We start from the raw sequence: 19,696 nt of genomic DNA, 5'->3' as shown, positions 1-19,696 counted from the left end.
GAAGGTGGGGCGAAGAGGGGGAGCGGCTCACTCCAGCTCGGACAGGAGGGACTCCAGCTCTTCCTCGCTCATGTTCTCGGTGCGGCTTTTGACGATGGCCACGGCCATGCCCGCGATAGTGGGCGTCTCGAAGAGCGTCCCCAGGCGCAGCTCCACCTGGAACGCCTGCCGGACGCGCGCCACGACCTGCGCGCCCACCAGCGAGTGTCCGCCCAGCTCGAAGAAGTCATCGTGGATGCCGGGCTCCGCGACGCCGAGCAGTTCCGCCCAGATGGCGGCGATCCCCTGCTCGACGGAGTCTCGGGGCGCCACGAAAGCGGTCCGCACGCCGCGCCGGGAGTGCCCGGCTCCCGTGCTCGTGGCCGGTGCCGTGCCGGTGCGCTCGCGCCGCAGCCACATCGCCTGCCGCGCGGAGAGGTCCGTGGTGGACACCGCCCAGCGGCCCTCGGCTCGCGCGGACAACAGCCGCCGCAGGGCGTCCGAGCCCTCGGCGAGCGTCATGTCCGACGCGCCAGGCACTTCACTGTCCTGATGCCAGCCGTCCCAGTCCACGCTGAGCCATTGCGTCCCGCCCGCCCGGGCGCGGTCGCACGCCAGCGTGTCCATGAAGGCATTGGCCGCCGCGTAGGCGCTGAACCCCGGGCCGCCCAGCACGGTGGACAGCGAGGACTGCAACACCACGAAGTCCAGCGGCGGCCCACCGGCCAGTGCGGCCGTGAGCCACCGGGTGCCATGCACCTTGGCGGCGAGCTGCTCCTCACTCCGCTCGCGCTCCAGGTCCACCAGCGGCACCGACGTCCGCGCGCCAATGATGCCCGCGGAGTGCACCACGCCATGCAGTGCCCCGAAGCGCGCCCGCGCGCGGGCCACCACGGACTCCAGCTCCGCCCGCCGGGACACGTCCGCCGACAGCACCAGCACCTGCGCGCCACGGGCCTCCATCGCCCGCAGGCGATGAATCTTCCGCGACACGTCATCCTCCTCGCCGTGCGCGCGCAGCCACGCGTCCCATTCTTCCGGAGAGGGGAAGGTCGAGCGGCCCACCAGCACCAGCCGCGCTCGCACCGCCGCCGCCAGGTGTTCGGCCAGGCCCAGGCCGATCCGTCCCAAGCCTCCGGTCAGCAGGTATACGCCCGCTTCACGCAGCGGCGCTGTGTCCGCGCTCGCGGAGGGCAGCCGCGTCGCCTCGAAGTGCTCGGCGTAGCGGCGCGAGCCGCGCCAGGCCACCACGGGCTCCGCCGCATCCAGGCGAACCTCCGCCGCCAGCCGTTCCAGCAGGCCCGCCTGCTTCGCCGCGTCCTCGGGCAGGCGCACGTCGATGCAGCGCGTGCGCAGCCCCACGTGCTCCTGCGGGACCACCTTGCAGGGGCCCACCATGAGCGCGCGGGCGGGCACCAGCGGCTCGTCTCCCGTCACCTCCAATGCGCCACTCACCAGCACCGCGACGTCCACCGGCCCATTCACCGGCCGGGCCTGGATCGCCCGCAGCAGGGCGACGAGGCCGTGGAAGCCCCGCTCCAGCTCCGTGGCGAGCGCCGCGTCTGCATCCCCACCGATGGTGGGGCCCAGGCCCCATGCGTGCACCACGCGCCGGGGCGTGCCCACGGCCTCCAGCAGCGCGCGGTAGTGCGCGGGTTCTCCAGGCACGAGCTCGAAGGTGCGCGCGTCGCGTTGGGAGAATCCGGACGCGGGCACCACTCGCACCACCTCCGAGCCCCCCGCCTCCAGTCGCGCCGCCAGCTCCGCGCCGAAGCCGGTGGCGTCGACGAAGGCGAGCACACGCTCACCACTGACAGCCGAGGGAGCAGGTGGCGGCGTGGGCTTCCAGGCCGGCTGGTAGAACCACTCCGCCGCGTCGTCCCGCTTGCGGAGCGCCGTCCCGGCCGTCCGGGGATCCGCCGCGGCGTGCGTTCCCGCCACGGCCTCCAGCCAGTAGTCCTCCCGCTGGAAGGGATAGGGCGGCAGCTCGACGCGGCGGTGCTCGCCCGGACCCTGGAGCCGCTCCACGTCCAGCTCCGCGCCCGCCAACCACAGCCGCCCCGCGGCATTCAGGAGCACCGCGGCGTCCGGCTGAGGATCCTGCGGCCGGCGCATCGAGGCGACAATCGTGCGCCCCGCCGCGTTCGTGGCCTGCCGCGCCAGCATCGTCAGCGCCTGCCCCGGCCCCACCTCCAACAGCAGCCGGTCCGGCTCCTCGAGCAGCGTCGCCACGCCTTCCGAGAAGCGCACGGGCCGCCGCACCTGCTCCGCCCACGCGCGAGGATCCGTCGCCTCCGCGTCGGTGAGCCAGGTGCCGGTGAGGTTCGAGACGCAGGGGATGGACGGAGGCGACAGGCGCACCCGGCGCAGCGCCTCTTCCAGGGGCCGCAGCATCGGCTCCAGCATCGCGGAGTGGCCGGCGTAGGTGCTGTGCAGCAGGCGGCACTCCACGCCGCGCGCCACCAGCTCCGCCTGAACCGCGTGCACGGCATCGGGAGGCCCCGACACGACGCACAGCGAGGGCGCGTTGCTGGCGGCGATGCCCACCGGCCTTCCCACCAGCAACGGGCGCACCTCTGCTTCAGGGAGTGACACGGACAGCATGGACCCCGCGGGCAGCTGCTGGATGAGCCGGGCGCGCAGCGCCAACATCGCCGTGGCGTCCTCCAGCGTGAAGATGCCCGCCACACAGGCCGCCGCGTACATGCCGACGCTGTGGCCGATGAGCGCCTGGGGCCGCACGCCCACGTCCATCCACCAGCGCGCCAGCGCGTACTCGATGGTGAAGAGCGCCGGGTGGCCGAACGTCGTCTGCTCCAGCTTCCGGGTGGCCTCCGCGTGCTCCGACGCGGCCGGGAAGAGGATGCGCCGCAAGTCGGAGCCCAGGTGCGGGGTGAAGCGCTCGCAGCACGCGTCCACGTGCTCGCGGAAGCGGGGCTCCGCGGCGTACAGGCCGCGGCCCATGTCCACATGGTGCGAGCCCTGACCGGGGAAGAGGAACGCCACCGAGCAACGCCCGTCCCCCGCGACCTCCGTGAGCAGCCGCGCGTCGCGTGCCGCCAGCGCCTCCCGGGCCTCGCGCGCGTCCTGGGACACCAGCACCCGCCGGTGCTCGAAGCGACGACGTCCCACCATCAGCGTGTGGGCGACGTCCGCCAGCGCAACCTCCGGGTGCTGCTCCAGGTGCGTGGCCAGCCGGTCCGTCATCTCCTCCAGCGCGGGCGCGGTCCGAGCGGACAGGGCCAGGAGCTGCCACGGGCGCTGCGCGGGCGTGCGCTGCGCGGGCGTGGGTGCCTCCTCCAGCACCACGTGCGCGTTGGTGCCTCCCATGCCGAAGGAGCTCACACCCGCGCGTCGGGACTTCGCGCCGGGCCACGGCCGCGACGCGGTGTTGACGGCGAAGGGACCGTCGTCGAAGGGGACGCGCGGGTTGGGATTCTGGAAGTGCAGACTGGGGGGAAGTCGCCGGTGCGCCAGCGCCAGCGCCGTCTTGATGAGACTCACCACGCCGGCCGCCGCGTCCATGTGGCCCAGGTTGCTCTTCACCGAGCCCAGGGCGATGGAGCCCCGAGGCAGCCCCTGGAACACCTGGTTGAGCGCGGCCACTTCAATGGGGTCTCCCAGTTGGGTGGCCGTCCCATGGGCCTCCACGTACTGAATGGAGTCGGGATCCACGCACGCCACCGCGAGCGCTTCGGAGATGACCTGGGACTGTCCGTCCACGCTGGGCGCGGTGAAGCCCACCTTGTCCGCGCCGTCGTTGTTGATGGCCGACCCGCGGATGACCGCGTGGATGCGGTCTCCTGCCTCCAGCGCGTCCGACAGCCTCTTGAGCGCCACCACCGCCACGCCCGAGCCGCCAATGGTGCCTTCGCCCCGAGCGTCGAAGGGACGGCAGCGTCCATCCGGAGAGAGGATGCCTCCGTCCCGATACGAGTAGCCGGCGCGCTGGGGCAGCGCCAGCGCGACACCGCCCGCGAGCGACAGGTCCGACTCGCCGGACAGCAGGCTCTGGCAGGCCAGGTGCACCGCCACCAGTGACGTGGAGCACGCCGTCTGCACGGTGAGGCTCGGGCCGCGCAGGTCCAGGCGGTGGGAGACGCGCGTGGCGAGGAAGTCCTTCTCGTTGGCCACCATCAGCGAGAACAGGCCCTGCGACGCCACCAGGTCCGGCCGGGTCAGCAGGTTCGCGATGAGGTAGGTGCTCCGGCCCTCGCCCGCGAAGACGGACGTGGCGCCACGCCCACGTGCGTCCCCATGGCCGGAGCGCTCCAGCGCCTCCCACGCGCACTCCAGGAAGAGGCGGTGCTGGGGATCCAGCAACTCCGCCTCGCGGGGGCTGTATCCGAAGAAGGCCGCGTCGAAGGCGGCCACGCCGTCCAGGACGAAGCCTTCGCGCACGTAGCCCGGCTGCTCGCGCACGGTGCGAGGCACTCCAGCCGCCTCCAGCTCCGCGTCGGAGAAGGACGTGCGCGGCTCGACGCCGTCGTCGATCAACCGCCAGAAGGATTCGGGATCGCGAACGCCCGGAACGCGCAGCGCCATGCCGACGATGGCGACGGACTCGGACGGGGATGAAGGGTCCTGAGCCATCACGCGCTTCCCTTCTTGCGGCGGCTCAGTCGCTGCTCCCGTTGTTGATCCATGCGCTCCTTGCGGCCCTCGCCGCGCTCCTGGCTGGACTCCAGCCGCGAGCCTCCGCCGGACTGGGACAGGTGTTCGGCCAGACCCGCGATGGTGGGGTACTGGAAGAGCACGGGCAGGGAGAGCCGCAGGTCCAGCGTCGTCTGGAGGCGCTCCTGCACGCGGACGATGAGCAGGGAGTTGCCGCCCACGTCGAAGAAGCGCTCGTGGCGTCCCACGCGCTTGAGGCCCAGCAGCTCGCACCAGAGAGCCGCCAGCGTGCGCTCCAGATCACCCTGCGGCTCCACGTAGCCCTGACCGCCGCCGACATGGGTCTCGTCGGGAGCGGGCAGCGCGCGCGTGTCCACCTTGCCGCTAGCGGTGAGGGGCAGCGCGTCCAGGAACACGAACGCCGCCGGCACCATGTACTCCGGCACGCGCTCGCGCAGGTATGTGCGCAGCGCCGCCGCATCGTGCCCGGGCTCGCGCGAGACGACGTAGGAGACGAGGCGGTGGAGAGAAGGCGAGTCCTCGCGAAGCAGCGTGAAGGCGTCGAGGACGGAGGAGTGGTCGCGAAGGAGGGAAGAGACTTCGGAGGGCTCGATGCGGAAGCCGCGCAGCTTCACCTGGGAGTCGAGGCGTCCGAGGAACTCGAGGCGACCGGAGGGCAGCCAGCGGACGCGGTCACCGGTGCGGTAGAGGCGCTCGCCCGGCTCGCGCGAGAACGGATGAGGAATGAACTTCTCCGCAGTGAGCGAGGGCTGTCCTAGGTAGCCGCGAGCGACGCCGGGGCCGGAGACGAAGAGCTCACCGGGGAGGCCGACGGGGACGGGCCGCAGGAGTGAGTCGAGGACGAAGAGGCGGACGTTGGGGAACGGAGCGCCAATGGTGGGCTGAGAGGGATTGAGCTGCGACTCGATGGAAGCGCAGACAGTCACTTCAGTGGGTCCGTAGGCGTTGAGCAGGAGGCGCTGGGGGTGTGCCCAGCGGGAAGCGACGGCAGCCGGAAGCGCCTCGCCAGCGGAGATGACGGTGCGCAGGGAGTCGAGCCCAGAGGGGTCGAGCTGCGCGAGGACGGACGGGGTGAGGGTGACGGCGGAGATGGAGCGGGCGCGGAGCAGGGAGTGGAGAGGAGTCCCTGGGAGGAGTTGGTCACGAGGGGCGAGGTGGAGGCAGGCGCCCGCGAGGAGAGAGGAGAAGACCTCGCAGACGCAGGCATCGAAGCCGATGGAGGCGAACTGGAGGACGTGGGAGGAGGAGTCGAAGCGGTGCTCGCGAACGGCGGCGAGGGCGGTGTTGGAGAGGCCGCGATGGGTGAGGAGGGTGCCCTTGGGCTTGCCGGTGGAGCCAGAGGTGTAGATGACGTAGGCGAGCGAGTCGGGCAGGGAGCGGGGAGGAGGCGGCTGGGTGGAGCGGGAGGCCACCTGACTCCAATCCGCGTCCACGCACACCGAAGCGCCGGCATGCGCGGGCAGCACGGACTTCAAGCGCTCCTGGGTGAGGACCACGCGAGCGCCGGAGTCGGCGAGCATGAACGCGAGTCGGTCCGCGGGCAGGGTTGGATCCAGGGGCACCCAGGCGCCACCGGCCTTGAGTACGGCGAGCATCGAGACGACGAGGTCGAAGGAGTGCTCGACGCAGAGCGCGACGCGGATCTCGGGACCGACGCCGTAAGCGCGCAGATGCCAGGCGAGCTGGTTGGCGCGTTCGTCGAGCTGCTGGAACGAGAGGGTGTCGTCGCCGGAGGCGAGCGCGGGGGCCTCGGGCGAGCGGGCCACCTGGGCTTCGAAGATCTGGTGGACGAGGCGCTCCTGGGGGAAGGCCACGTCGCTGGCGTTCCACTCCACCAGCACCTGATGACGCTCTTGTTCCGGAAGGAGCGACAGCGAGGCGAGCGGGCGGGCCGGCGCGGCGATGACCTCGGTGAGCAACGCGGACAGGTGATCCGCCATGCGCGCCACCGTGGCCTCGTCATGGAGGTCGGTGTTGTATTCGAACGACGCGCGGAGGCCTTCGTCGGTGTCGGTGAAGGAGACGGTCAGGTCGAACTTGGCGCCCTGTCCATCCAGGGGCACCGGGCGCGCGATGAGGCCGGGCAGTGCCTGCTCGACGTGCAGGTCCTGCTGGTAGGCCACCATCACCTGGAAGAGGGGTGAGCGGCTGAGGTCGCGCTCGGGCTGGAGCGCCTCCACCAGCTTCTCGAAGGGCACGTCCTGGTGCGCGAGCGCGCCCAGGGTGGATTCGCGCGCCTGGGCGAGCAGCTCCCGGAAGCTGATGCGTGGATCGAACCGGGCACGTAGCACCAGCGTGTTGACGAAGAATCCGACGAGCGCCTCCATCCCGGCATGCGTGCGGCCGGAGACGGGAGCGCCCACGGTGAAGTCGTCCTGGCCCGAGTAGTGATGCAGCAGCGCCTGCGTCGTCGCCAGCAGGGTCATGAACGGGGTGACGCCTTCAGCGCGGTGGAAAGCGCGCAGCGCTTCGGAGAGCGGGCGCGGCAGCATCCGGGTGAGGAGGGCGCCGTTGAACGTCTGCAGCGCCGGACGCGGACGGTCCGTGGGCAGTCGCAACGCATGCGGTGCGCCGTGGAGTTGCTGGCGCCACCACCCGAGCTGCGCGTCGAGCACGTCGCCCTGGAGCCAGGAGCGCTGCCACAGGGCGTAGTCCGCGTACTGCACCGGCAGCGGCGGAAGCGGCGACGCCTCGTCGCGAAGGAAGGCGTCGTAGAGCGCGGCCAGCTCACGCAGCACCACCTCCGAGGATCCGCCGTCGGAGACGATGTGATGCATCACCACCACCAGCACATGGTGATCCGCATCGAGCCGCACCAGCGTGGTGCGCAGCAGCGGTCCATGCGCAAGGTCGAAGGGCCGCCGGGCCTCATCGCTGGCGATGCGGAGCGCTTCCGGATCGCGCTGCTCCGAAGACAGCTCCCTCAGATCCACCAGGGTGAGCGGAGACGTGAGCACGGGGTGGATGAGCTGCACCGGGCCCTCAGGGCTGTCCTGGAACGTCGTCCGGAAAGATTCGTGACGACGGATCAGTTCGTCGAAGGCCGACTGGAGCGCGGGGAGGTGAAGGGGGCCGGTGAGCCGGAGCGCGGAGGGGATGTTGTAGAAGGCGCTTTGGGGCTGCCAGCGGTCGAGGAACCAGAGGCGCTGCTGGGCGAAGGAGAGAGGCGGAGGCGCGCCATCGCGAGGTGAGGGGCGAAGAGGAGGCGCGGAAGAAGAGACGGAGGAAGCACGAAGCGCATCGAGGCGCTGGGCGAGGAGCGCGGGAGAAGAGGCCTCGAAGAGAGCGCGAAGGGGCAGCTCCATGCCGAGGGCTTCGCGCACATGGGCGACGAGGCGGGTGGCGAGGAGTGAGTGGCCACCGAGAGCGAAGAAGTCGTCGTGAATGCCGACGCGCTCCAGGCGCAGGAGGCGAGCGAAGAGGCCGCAGAGGAGGGCCTCGGTGCGCGTGCGGGGCGGGACGAAGGATGCGGCGCGGGAGGCGTCGGCGTCGGGGAGAGGAAGGGCCTTGCGGTCCACCTTGCCGTTGGAGCTGAGGGGCAGGGTGTCCAGCACCACGAAGGCGGCGGGCACCATGTACTCGGGAAGCCCCTGACTCAGATGGAGCTTGAGGACTTCGACCTCCAGCGATGCATCCGCCTTGGGCGTGACGTACGCAACGAGACGCGCGTCGCCGGGGGAGTCCTGGCGAACGAGGACGACGACGTCACGCACGGCGGGCAGTTGGCGCAGGGAGGCTTCGATTTCACCCAACTCAATGCGGAAGCCGCGCAGCTTCACCTGGAAGTCGATGCGGCCCAGGAAGTCGAGGGAGCCGTCGGGCAACCAGCGGACGCGATCACCCGTGCGGTAGAGGCGCGCGCCAGGTGAGGACGAGAAGGGGTTCGGAATGAAGGAGACGGAGGTGCGAGAGGAGTCGAAGAGATAGCCGCGGCCGACACCCGTGCCCGCGACGAAGAGCTCACCGGGAATGCCGAGGGGGCAGGGCCGCAGGAGAGAGTCGAGGACGTAGAGGCGGGTGTTGCAGACGGGGCGCCCGATGGGGACGACGGAGGAGGCCGGAGGGGAGGAGAGGACTGCGTGGGTGACGTCGTCAGAGCACTCGGTGGGGCCGTAGGCATTGACGAGGGGAATTGCGGGCCACGCGAGAAGCCAGCGGCGAGCGGTTTCCGCCGGAAGGGCCTCACCCGTGGGAACCATGAATCGCAGGCGGGAGAGGGCGGGACGTGCGGATCCGCGAGAGTCGGCCTCGTCGAGCAGGGCGCTCAGCAGCGAGGGGACGGACTCGACGATGGAGACGGCGTGGGCCTCCAGTGCGTTGAGGAGGGCAGAAGGCGAATGCGCGACGTCGTCACCGAGCACGAGCGTCTGGCCACCGACGAGCAGGGCGACGAAGGACTGCCAGACGGAGATGTCGAAGCACTGAGAGGCCGTCTGGGCGACGACGTCCTTGGGACCGAGGCCGAGAGCAAGCACCTTGGCATGCAGGTGGTTGAGCATGCCGCGCTGCTCGACCATGGCGCCCTTGGGGGTGCCGGTAGAGCCGGAGGTGAAGATGACGTAGGCGAGGTGCGAAGGAGACGCGCGAGGCGAGAGACGCGAAGAGGGAACGTCCGCGTTCAGAGAGGCTTCGAGCGAAAGGACGCGCGGGCGAGAGTCCTCGGGAAGCAGCGCGAGTGTGGAAGCCAGCAGCGGCGCGAAGACATCAGCGACGAGGACGAAGGGAGCGCGGCTGAGAGAAAGGATCTGAGCGAGGCGCTGGGGCGGGTGGAGCGGGTCGAGGGGCAGCCAAGCAGCGCCGGCCTTGAGGACGCCAAGGTTGGAAGCGACGAAGTCGCAGCCGCGAGGAGCCAGCAGGGCGACGAGGGAATCGGGCTGGACGCCAGACGCGACGAGGAGGTGGGCGAGGCGGTTGGAGCGGGCGTCGAGGGCGCGGTAGCTGAAGGAAGAAGACGCGTCGCGGACAGCGACGGCGTCGGGGGCGCGGTCGGCTTGAGCCTCGAAGAGCTGGTGGAAGCAGACGTCGAGAGGGACGTCGGCGTCGGTGCGGTTGAAGTCGAGGAGCACCTGACGCTGCTCGGCCTCGGGCATAAGGGGCAGCGAGGCCAGGGACGCCTCAGGGCGAGCGACGGCGGCCTCCAGCACCGTGCGCAGGTGCTGGGTGAGGCGCGCGATGGTCGCCTCCTCGAACAGGTCGGTGCTGTACTCGAAGCGGCCACGCAGGCCGTCATTGGACGCGGTCAGCACCAGCTCCAGGTCGAACTTGGAGGTGCCGTGGTCGACGTCCAGCCGGTGTAGCTCCAGGCCCGCGTGGGCGGTCTCCGGCAGGCGGTTGTTCTGGAACGTGAACATCACCTGGAACAAGGGTGAGCGGCTCAGGTCGCGCCGGGGCTGGAGTTCCTCCACCAGCTTCTCGAAGGGCACGTCCTGGTGCGCATATGCCCCGAGCGCCGCCGTGCGCACGCGCGTGAGCAGCTCCCGGAAGGAGATCGCGTCATCCAGACGCGTGCGCAGCACAAGCGTGTTGGCGAAGAAACCAATCAACCCCTCCAACTCGACGCGGCTCCGGCTGGCGACGGGCATACCGATGCAGAGGTCGTCCTGGCCCGAGTACCGGTGCAACACCACCTCGAACGCGGACAGCAGCACCATGAACGGGGTGACGCCTTCACGCCGGCTCAGTGCCTCGACCGCGTCGGACAGCTCGCGGGGCAGGTGGACGAACCAGCTCGCGCCCTGGAGGGACTGGACCGCGGGGCGCGGCTTGTCGGTGGGCAGCTCCAGGACGCGCGGCGCGTCCCCCAACTGCTGACGCCAGTACGACAGCTGCGTCTCCAGCGCCTCGTCCCGCAGCCACCGCCGCTGCCACGCGGCGTGATCCGCGACCTGGATGGGCAGGTCGGAGAGCGGCGAGGGCTGGCCTCGGGTGAACGCCGCGTAGAGGGCCATCAGGTCCTCGACGAGCACGTTCATGGACCAGCCGTCGGAGACGATGTGGTGCATGGTCAGCAGCAGCACATGCTCGCGTTCGGCCAGGCGCAGCAGCGTGACGCGCAGCAGGGGGCCGCGCGTCAGGTCGAAGGGCCGGCGCGCCTCCATGGTGGCCCGGTGCTGGACCTCCGCCTCGCGCTCCGCAGTGGAGCGTGCCGACACATCGATGACCGTGAAGTCGGGAGCCAGCGAGTCCGCGATGCGCTGCTCGGGCCCTTCCACGCCCTCGTGGAAGGTGGTGCGCAGGGACTCGTGGCGATAGGTGAGGGCGGAGAAGCCGCGACGCAGGGACTCCACGTCCAGCGCTCCGCTGACACGCACGGCGGCCGGCACGTTGTACGCGACGCTGCCCGGCTCCAACTGCTCCAGCAACCAGAGGCGCTGCTGCGCGAAGGACAGCGCCAGGGGCCCGGTGCGCTCCGCCGGTGAGAGCGGAGGCGACTGCCGGCCCTGCTTCGCCGCGCGCAACGCATCCACCTTCTCCGCGAGCGCCGCCAGGGTCGGGGCCTCGAAGAGGCTGCTCAGGGGCAGCTCCACCTGAAGCGCCTCGCGGATCCGCGAGACGGCCTGGGTGGCCAGCAGAGAGTGCCCGCCCAGCTCGAAGAAGTGGTCATACGCGCCCACTCGCTCCACGCGCAGGACGCGAGCCCACACGGAGGCCAACAGCTCCTCGGTGAAGGTGCGCGGCGCGACGGTGCCGGACTCCACCGCGGTGGCCTCCGGCGCGGGCAGCGCCTTGCGGTCCACCTTGCCGTTGGGCGTGAGGGGCAGCGCGGCCAGGGTGACGAAGGCGGACGGCACCATGTAGCGAGGCAGGTGCCGCTGAACTGCTTCCTTGAGGACTGCCGCGTCCGGCACGTGGCCGGGCTGGGCCACGACGTAGGCCACCAGTCGCTTCTCGCCTGGAGCGTCCGAGCGCGCGTGGACGACGACGTCCCGCACGGACGCGTGAGCGCGGAGCACCGCCTCCACCTCGCCCAGTTCGATGCGGAAGCCGCGCACCTTCACCTGGTTGTCGATGCGGCCCAGGTACTCCAGGTCTCCGTCAGGCAGCTGCCGGACCAGGTCCCCGGTGCGGTAGAGGCGCGCGCCGGGCTCGCGTGAGAACGGATGGGGGATGAACCGCTCCGCGGTGAGCTCAGGCCGGTGGAGATACCCGCGAGCCTGCCCCGCGCCTCCCAGGTGCAACTCGCCGGGCACGCCCAGGGGCACGGGGCGTCCGCGCGCATCCAGCACCCATGCGGAGGTGCCGGGCAGAGGGCGCCCGATGGTGGGCTCGCTGCGCGCGTCCTGGGGAACCCGCGTGAACGTGGAGTAGGTGGTGTCCTCCGTGGGGCCGTACAGGTTGAAGACGTGCTCCACGTGGCCCGTGCGGTACAGGTCCGCCACCAGCGAGCCCGGGAGCGCCTCGCCCGCCAGGTTCACCGTGCGCAGGGACGCGGGCAGTGCACCGGCCCTCACCAGCTCCGTCATGGCCGACGGCACCGTGTTGACGAGCGTCACCTCACCCGCCGCCGCGAGCCCCGCCAACGCCAGCGCGTTGTCCGCGAGGATGACGGTGCCTCCCCGTGCCAGCGGGGCGAACATCTCGAAGAAGGACAGGTCGAAGCAGAACGACGTCGCGGCCAGCACGCCGGACAGTTGCTCGCGCGAGAACACCGACAGCGTCCAACGCAGGAAGGCCACCGCGCTGCGATGCTCCAGCGCCACGCCCTTGGGCCGGCCGGTGGATCCGGACGTGTAGAGGACGTAGGCCAGGGAGTCCGGCCCGGTGCTCGCGGGCGCCAGCGGAGCCAGCAACACCGGAACCTCCGCGCCCGCCTCCAACCGGACGACCCGCGCTCCGTGCGATGGCAGCGTCCCCTCCAGCTTCGCCGTGGTGATCAGCACCGGCGCCTGGGAGTCCTCCAGCATGAACGCCAGCCGCTCCGCGGGGTAGGCCGGATCCAACGGAGCGTAGGCGCCGCCCGCGCGCATCACACCCAGCAGGGCGATGACCAGCTCGGGCGTGCGCTCCAGGCACACGGCGACGCGAGTCTCCGGACCCACGCCCAGCTCACGCAGCGTGTGCGCCAGCTGGCGCGTGCGCGACTCCAGCTCGCCGTAGGTGAGCCGCCGCGCCTCATGCACCAGCGCCACCGCGTCCGGCGTGCGCGCGGCCTGTGCCTCCACCAGGTGATGGACACAGGTCTCCCCCGGAAGCTCGGCGCGCGACCCACTCCACGCGCGCAGTTGCTGCCACTCGCGCTCGGGCAGCAGCTCCGCCCGGTCGTAGCGGCTCTGAGGCGCCTTCGACATGGCGCCGAGCACGCTCAGGTAGTGCGCCTTGATGGACTCCACCTGCTCGGCGCCCAGGCCGTTGCAGTCCAGGGCGATGTGCAGCTCGGTGCTGGCCGTGTTGACGTTGAAGTAGGCCGTCCAGGCGAAGTACGTCTGGTCGGTGGCCATCATGTCCAGGACCTCCAGCCCGCGCAGCTCGCGCAGCCGGTCCAGGATGTGGAACTGGGTGAAGTTGAAGGCCGTGTCGAAGAGCGGCTGCCCGCCTCCGAAGGTCTTCTGCAGCTCCGCCAGCGGGAAGCGCCGGTGCGGCAGCCGGGCGCGCTCCGCCTCGAAGGCATCGCGCGTCAGGTCCAGCCACGACCCTCCCGCCGCGTCCATGCACAGCGGCAGCGTGTTGAGGAAGATGCCCAGCACCTGATCGCCGCCGGGAACCTCCGGGCGTCCGTTGGCGATGATGCCCGTCACCACCTCGTCCTTCCCGGTCAGCAGTGCGACGACGCGAGCGTGCGCGGCGACGAGGACGCTCTTGAGCGGGAGGGTCGTCTCGGTGGCGATCTGCTTGAGGCCGGTGAGCACCTCGTCGGCCACCGGGAAGATGATCCGCAGGTGCTGTCCGGCCGGCTCACCTTCGGCCAGGGGCCAGGGCATGAGCGGAGCGCGCTCCAGTCGAGACAGCTCCCGGGCCCAGAAGTTCTTCGACGCCTCGGAGGCCAGCGCCGCCCGCTCCAGCGCGATGAAGTCCCGGTAGGTGGTGGCCGGAGGCGGCTCTACCGGCGTGGGGCCATCCAGCGACGCCACGTAGAGCCGCAGCAGCTCCGACCACAGCGAGGCCACGCTCCAGCCGTCCAGGAAGGGCTCGGACAGGGTGATGCGGAAATCGTCGTCGGTGAGGCGGTGGACGTTGATCCGGATGAGCGGCGGCGCGCGCCAGGTGAAGCCCAGACGGCGCTCGGCCTGGCTCCAGGCCTTGAAGTCCTGCCGCTGCTCCTTCTCCGGGCGATCCCGCCAGTCGAACACCGCGAGCGGCGCCTGCGCGTGCGTGTACACCAGCTGCAACGGTTCGCTGAAGGAGACGTCGAAGGCCGAGCGCAGCATGGGGTGGCGCCGCGCCATCTGTTCAAGCGCCCGTCGCAGCGCGTCCTCGTCGAAGCGCACCCGGACATGGAAGCTGGTGAGGTAGACCTCGTAGCCCTGGCGCAGCTCCGCGTGGAAGACGAAGCCCGCCTGCAACCGCGACAGCGGATAGGCGTCCGAAAGGCCCGCGGGCAGCGCCGCGAGGTCCGCGTCGGACACCAGCGAGAAGGGCTCGGTGCGCACGGCGGTCTCACCCGAGCGGCGCAGCGCCTGGGCCAGCGCGCCCACCGTCTGGTGGTCGAACATCTCCGCGATGCTGAGCGTGAGCCCCCGCTCGCGGGCTCGCGCCACCACGCGCAGGCTGCGGATGGAGTCGCCTCCCAGCTCGAAGAAGTTGTCGTCCACGCCCACCTGATCCACGCCCAGCGCCTCGCTCCACACCTGGCACAGCAGCCGTTCCAGGTCGTTGGTGGGCGCCACGTAGCCCTCGCTCAACGAAGGGCGCAGGCGCTCCGGAGCGGGCAGCGCGCGGCGGTTCACCTTGCCGTTGGCGGTGAGCGGGAGGGTGTCCAGGAAGACGAAAGCGGCGGGCACCATGTGCTCGGGCAGCCGCTCGCGCAGGAAGGCGCGCAGTTCGCCCACGGTGGGTGCTTGCGCGTCCGGGCGCGCCACCACGTAGGCCACCAGTTGCTTCTCGCCAGCGGCGTCCTCGCGCGGCACGACCACCACTTCGCGCAGCGCGGGGTGCCGGGCGATCGCGCTCTCCATCTCACCCAGCTCGATGCGGAAGCCGCGCACCTTCACCTGATCATCCAGGCGGCCCAGGTACTCCACGTCGCCGTCGGGCAGTCCGCGGGCCAGGTCTCCGCTGCGGTAGAGGCGGGCGCCTGTCCCCGGGCGGAAGGGGTCGTCCAGGAAGCGCTGCTGATTGAGTTCAGGCCGCTGGAGGTAGCCGCGCGCGACGCCCGCGCCGCCGACATACAACTCACCGGGCACGCCCACCGGCACCGGCTGCTGGTGCTTGTCCAACAGCAACAGGGACAGATCCTGGATGGGCGCGCCAATCACGCTGCCCGGCGCCTCGTCCACGTCACGCGCGCGCAGGGGCCGGTAGGTGACATGCACCGTCGTTTCGGTGATGCCGTACATGTTGACCAGCCGGGGCCGCGCGTCCCCGTGACGCTCGAACCAGGGGCGCAGGCTGCCCAGCGGCAGGGCCTCGCCGCCGAAGATGACGTGGCGCAGGGCCAGGGCGTCGGCCGGCGCCGCCAGGTCCTCGTGGATGAGCGACTGGAAGGCGGACGGCGTCTGGTTGAGGACGGTGACCTGCTCGGCTCGCAGCAGCGCGTGGAAGGCCTCTGGAGAACGGCTCACCCGGTACGGCACCACCACCAGCCGGCCGCCGTACAGCAGCGCGCCCCACAGCTCCCAGACGGAGAAGTCGAACGCGATGGAGTGGAACAGCGTCCAGACGTCGGAGCTGTCGAAGCGGAAGTCATCCCAGGTGGCGTCGAAGAGCCGAGTGACGTTGGCGTGCGTCACCTGCACGCCCTTGGGGCGGCCCGTGGAGCCCGACGTGTAGATGACGTATGCGAGCAGGTCGCCCGACACCGCGACCTCAGGCCGCGAGCGAGGCGCGTCGGTGAGACTCGGCGACTCCTCATCCAGTGCGACCACGTGGACCGCCACGTCACCCAGTGAGTCCGCCAGCCGGCGCTGCGTGAGCAGCACGCGAGCCTGACTGTCCTCCAGCATGAAGCGGGCCCGCTCGGCAGGGTAGGCAGTGTCGATGGGCACGTACGCCGCCCCCGCCTTCAGGATGGCGAGCACGGCCACCACCATGTCCAGCGAACGCTCCAGGTACAGCCCCACCAGGTCGCCCGGCACGATGCCCTGGTGCACCAGGTGGTGGGCCACCTGATTGGCGCGAGCGTCCAGCTCCGCGTAGGTCCACGAGCGCTCCTCGAGCGTCACCGCCACGGCGTCCGGCCGCTCCGCCGCGCGCGCCTCGAAGCGCTGATGCAGGCAGACCTCGCCCCGAGGATCCACGCGGAGTGAGCGTGGAGGACGCGTGAGCGCCTCGCGCTCCTCCGCCGACAGCAGGGGCAGCCGGGAGATGGGTCGCGAGGGATCCTCCGCGATGCCCTCCAGCAGCCGCTCCAGGTGCCCGGCCATGCGGACCACGGTGGCCGCGTCCAGCAGGTCCACGTTGTAGCGGAGCGAACCCGCGAGCGTGCCCTCCACCTCGGCGAACGTCAGCGTGAGGTCGAAGGGGGCGACGTGCCGCGCGAGCGCGAGTGACTCCACCTCCAGCTCACCCAGGCGCATCCGCAGCCCGCTCTCATCCAGGGCGAAGCCGCTCAGGTCCTCTTGTCCGGGCAGCGACGCGCGCTGCAACACCAGCTCCACCTGGGCGAGCGGAGGCCGGCTGGGATCGCGCCGCACGCGCAGCCGGTCCACCAGCGTGGTGAAGGGCAGTTCCTGGTGGGCCAGCGCGTCCACCACCACGCCCCGCGCGCGCTCCAGCAGCTCCAGGAAGGACGGCTCGCCGCTCAGGTCTCCGCGCAGCACCACCTGGTTGACCAGGTAGCCCACCACGCTCGCCAGCTGCGGCCGGGGGCGGCCGTTGACGGGAGAGCCCACCCAGACGTCCTCCTGCCCGGTGTAGCGATGCAGGAGCGTCTGGAACGAGGCGAGCAGCAGCGTGAAGAGCGTGACGCCGCGCTCGCGGGCCAGCGTGAAGAGCCGCTGGGCCAGCGGCGCCGGAAGCCGGAAGGCGTGCGCCGCGCCCGCGTAGGTCTGCACGGGCGGACGCGCGCGGAAGCGGGGCAGCTCCAGCGGCGTGGGCTCACCGGCGAGCCGCTCCCGCCAGTGCTCCCACAGCCGCTCGCCGTCGCGCGCGAGGACTTCGCGCTGCTGACGCTCGACGCCGGGCATGTCCAAACGCACCGGAGGCAGGGCCGGCGGCTGGTGACGGAGCTCGCCCTCGTACAGCGCGCCCAGGTCGTGGAGCAGCACCGCCATGGACACCAGGTCCACGATGATGTGATGGACGCCCAGGATGAGCACGTGCTCGCCCGCGGGGCGCGCCAGGACGTGCACGCGCATCAACGGCCCGGAGGCGAGGTCGAAGGGCCGGGCCGCCTCTTCGCCCAGGAACTGCTCCAGCCGCGCTGCGTCCCACGCGGTGGCGTCCTCGTGGACGAAGTGGACCGGGGCGTGGGGCAGGATGCGCTGGACGGGCTGGCCCTCCACGCGGACGAAGAGGGTGCGCAGGCTGGCGTGACGGTCCACCAGTGCCTGGAAGGCGCGCTGCAACGCGAGCACGTCCAGCGCGGAGCGGATCCGCAAGGCCTGCGTGACGTTGTACTCGGTGGTGTGCGGGGAGAGCTGGTGCTGGAACCAGAGCCCCCACTGGCCGGGGGTGAGCGCGTAGTCCCCGGGCGCCACCGTCGTCGTCTCGGAGGCGGGCACGTGCTCCGCGGCGTCGAGCGCCTGCACGAGGAAGCCCGCGAGCTCCTCCGGCGTGGGGCCGCTCAACACGCGCTGGAGCGGGAGCGTCACGCCCAGGTGCTGCTCGACGGCGTGGCCCAGCTCCACGATGCCCAGCGAGTCCAGTCCCAGCTGGCTCACCCGGACCGCCGGCTCCACGGCCGACACCGGGGCGCGCAGGGCCCGCGCCAGCTCGCGCCGCACCCAATCGAGCAGGGCCTGCTGCCGCTCGGCGACGGGCATGGCCCGCAGCGTGGCCACGTCCGGCCCAGGCCCGGCGTCGGGGCTCGCGTCCTCAGCGGAGGCGCGCGTCAGCACGGAGCGGCCCACCACCCGGATCTGGCCCTCGCCCAGCCACTGCCGGCACGTGCTGCGCATCAGCTTGCCACTGGAGGTCTTGGGCACCGCGCCGTGGGGCACCAGCACCACGGTGTCGAGCCGCAGCTCGTGTTCCTGCTCCATGGCCGCGCGCACCGCGGCGGCCACCGCCTCCACGTCCACCGTCTCGTCGCCCACCTCCACGACCATCACCACCCGCTCGCCCTCCGACGCGTCCTCGGAGAAGGCCGCGTTGCAGCCCGGCCGGATCGCCGGGTGGCTGCGCTCGGCCGTCAGCTCCAGGTCCTGGGGGTAGTGGTTGCGGCCGCGGACGATGATCAGGTCCTTGCGGCGGCCGGTGATGAAGACCTCGCCGTCCCGCATGAAGCCCATGTCGCCCGTGCGCAGGAAGGGGCCCGTGCCATCCGCCAGACGGGCACGGAAGATCTCCTCGGACAGCTCGGGCCGGTTCCAGTAGCCGGCGGCCACGCTGGGGCCGGACACCCAGAGCTCTCCCACCTCGCCGGGGGCCCGGAGCTGGCACGTCCGTGGCTCCACCACCAGGATGTCGTGGTCGGGCAGAACCCTCCCGCTGCCCACCAGCACGCGGGCTTCCGGCGCGTCCGCGCTCGTGGGCACGGGCCGGTGGCCCTCCATGCTGGAGGCGACCACCGGGAGCAGCACGGGGGGCGCGGTCGTCACGCCGCCGGTGAGGGCGAGCGTCGCCTCCGCCAGGCCGTAGCCCGGCATGAAGGTCTCCATGCGGAAACCCTGGGGCGCGAAGGTCCGCGCGAAGCGCTCCAGCGTGTCCGGGCGGATGGGCTCCGCGCCGTTCATGGCGCCGCGCCAGTGGCTCAGGTCCAGCGTGGCCCGCTCCTCAGGCGTCGTCTTGCGCACGCACAGGTCGAACGCGAAGTTGGGGCCACCGGACACCTGGGCGCGAAGCCGCGACATCGCCTCCAGCCACCGCAGGGGCTTGCGGAGGAAGGACAGCGGCGACATGAGCGTCACCGGGTTGCCCGCGTACAGCGGGTTGAGGATGCCGGAGATGAGGCCCATGTCGTGGTACGGCGGCAGCCACATCACCCACCGGTCATCCTGCCGCAGGTCCAGGCCCAGCGTGATGATCCGCATGTTGGCCACGAGGTTGCCGTGGCGGACCATCACGCCCTTGGGCATGCCGGTGGAGCCGGACGTGTACTGAAGGAACGCCAGCGACCCGGCCGTCAGCTCCGGGCGCCGCCAGCCGTCCTCCAGCCCCTCGGGCAGCGCGTCGGTGGCGATCCACTCCAGGTCCCGCAGCTCCGGCGCCAGCTCGAAGATGTACTCCGCCAGCTCCAGGATGAAGGACGTGGTGAGCACCACCGTCGCCTGGGCGTCGCGGATGATGGCGCGCAGGCGCGGCAGCGTGCGCTCCAGCCGCGCCGGATCCGGCGGATACGCGGGCACCGCCACGGCGCCGCCCAGGACGCAGCCGAAGAACCCCGCGATGTATTCAGTGCCCGGCGGGTAGAGCAGCATCACCCGCTGTCCCGCGTGCCGCTCCGCCAGCCGCGCGCCAATGCGCCGCGCCCGTGTGAAGAGCCCCGCGTGCGTCAGCTCGGACTGCTCCCCCGGCTCGTCCTCCAGGAACGTGTAGACGGGGAAGTCCGCGCGCGTCTCCACCCGGAGCGCGAGGAGGTCCATCAGCGTGTCGGCCTTGGGATGAATGACTCGATCGTTCATGGCTCGGGGCGGGGCGGCGCGCGATGCGTGGAAGAAACGGAGGGGAGGGAAGCGTGGGGTGAAACCCGGGCGGCGATGCTCTTGGCCACCCGCGGCGACAGGGCGACCACCGTCAGCGTCGTGTTCACCGCGCCCTCGGAGGGCAGGGTGGGCAGCGCCACGTCCACGGCTTCAATCCCAGGCATCTCCAACGGCCGGGGAGG

General features: G+C 71.3%; 3 protein-coding genes. All 3 read right to left on the bottom strand.

Translation table 11 applies throughout. The features are described 5' to 3' along the window. Window positions 1–27 precede the first annotated feature (27 nt). The 3 genes from D7Y11_RS08510 to D7Y11_RS43215 are packed head-to-tail and all read right to left on the bottom strand — an operon-like array spanning window position 28 to window position 19,678. Window positions 28–4,572: a type I polyketide synthase gene (locus D7Y11_RS08510; protein WP_120574208.1), complete on the bottom strand. Its 4,545-nt coding sequence runs from the start codon at window positions 4,570–4,572 to the stop codon at window positions 28–30. Next, window positions 4,572–19,493: a non-ribosomal peptide synthase/polyketide synthase gene (locus D7Y11_RS08505; protein ID WP_126933436.1), complete on the bottom strand. Its 14,922-nt coding sequence runs from the start codon at window positions 19,491–19,493 to the stop codon at window positions 4,572–4,574. Before D7Y11_RS08505 ends, D7Y11_RS08510 begins: the two co-directional genes overlap by 1 nt. Beyond that, window positions 19,490–19,678 (bottom strand): hypothetical protein, encoded by a 189-nt coding sequence (locus D7Y11_RS43215; RefSeq protein WP_158641906.1) that lies wholly within the window; start codon window positions 19,676–19,678, stop codon window positions 19,490–19,492. The genes D7Y11_RS08505 and D7Y11_RS43215 overlap by 4 nt, the downstream gene beginning before the upstream one ends. Window positions 19,679–19,696: the final 18 nt, after the last annotated feature.

The organism is Corallococcus sp. AB018, assembly GCF_003986945.1.
GTDB classification, from domain to species: domain Bacteria; phylum Myxococcota; class Myxococcia; order Myxococcales; family Myxococcaceae; genus Corallococcus; species Corallococcus exiguus.
This window is presented reverse-complemented; position numbering and strand designations above follow the sequence as displayed.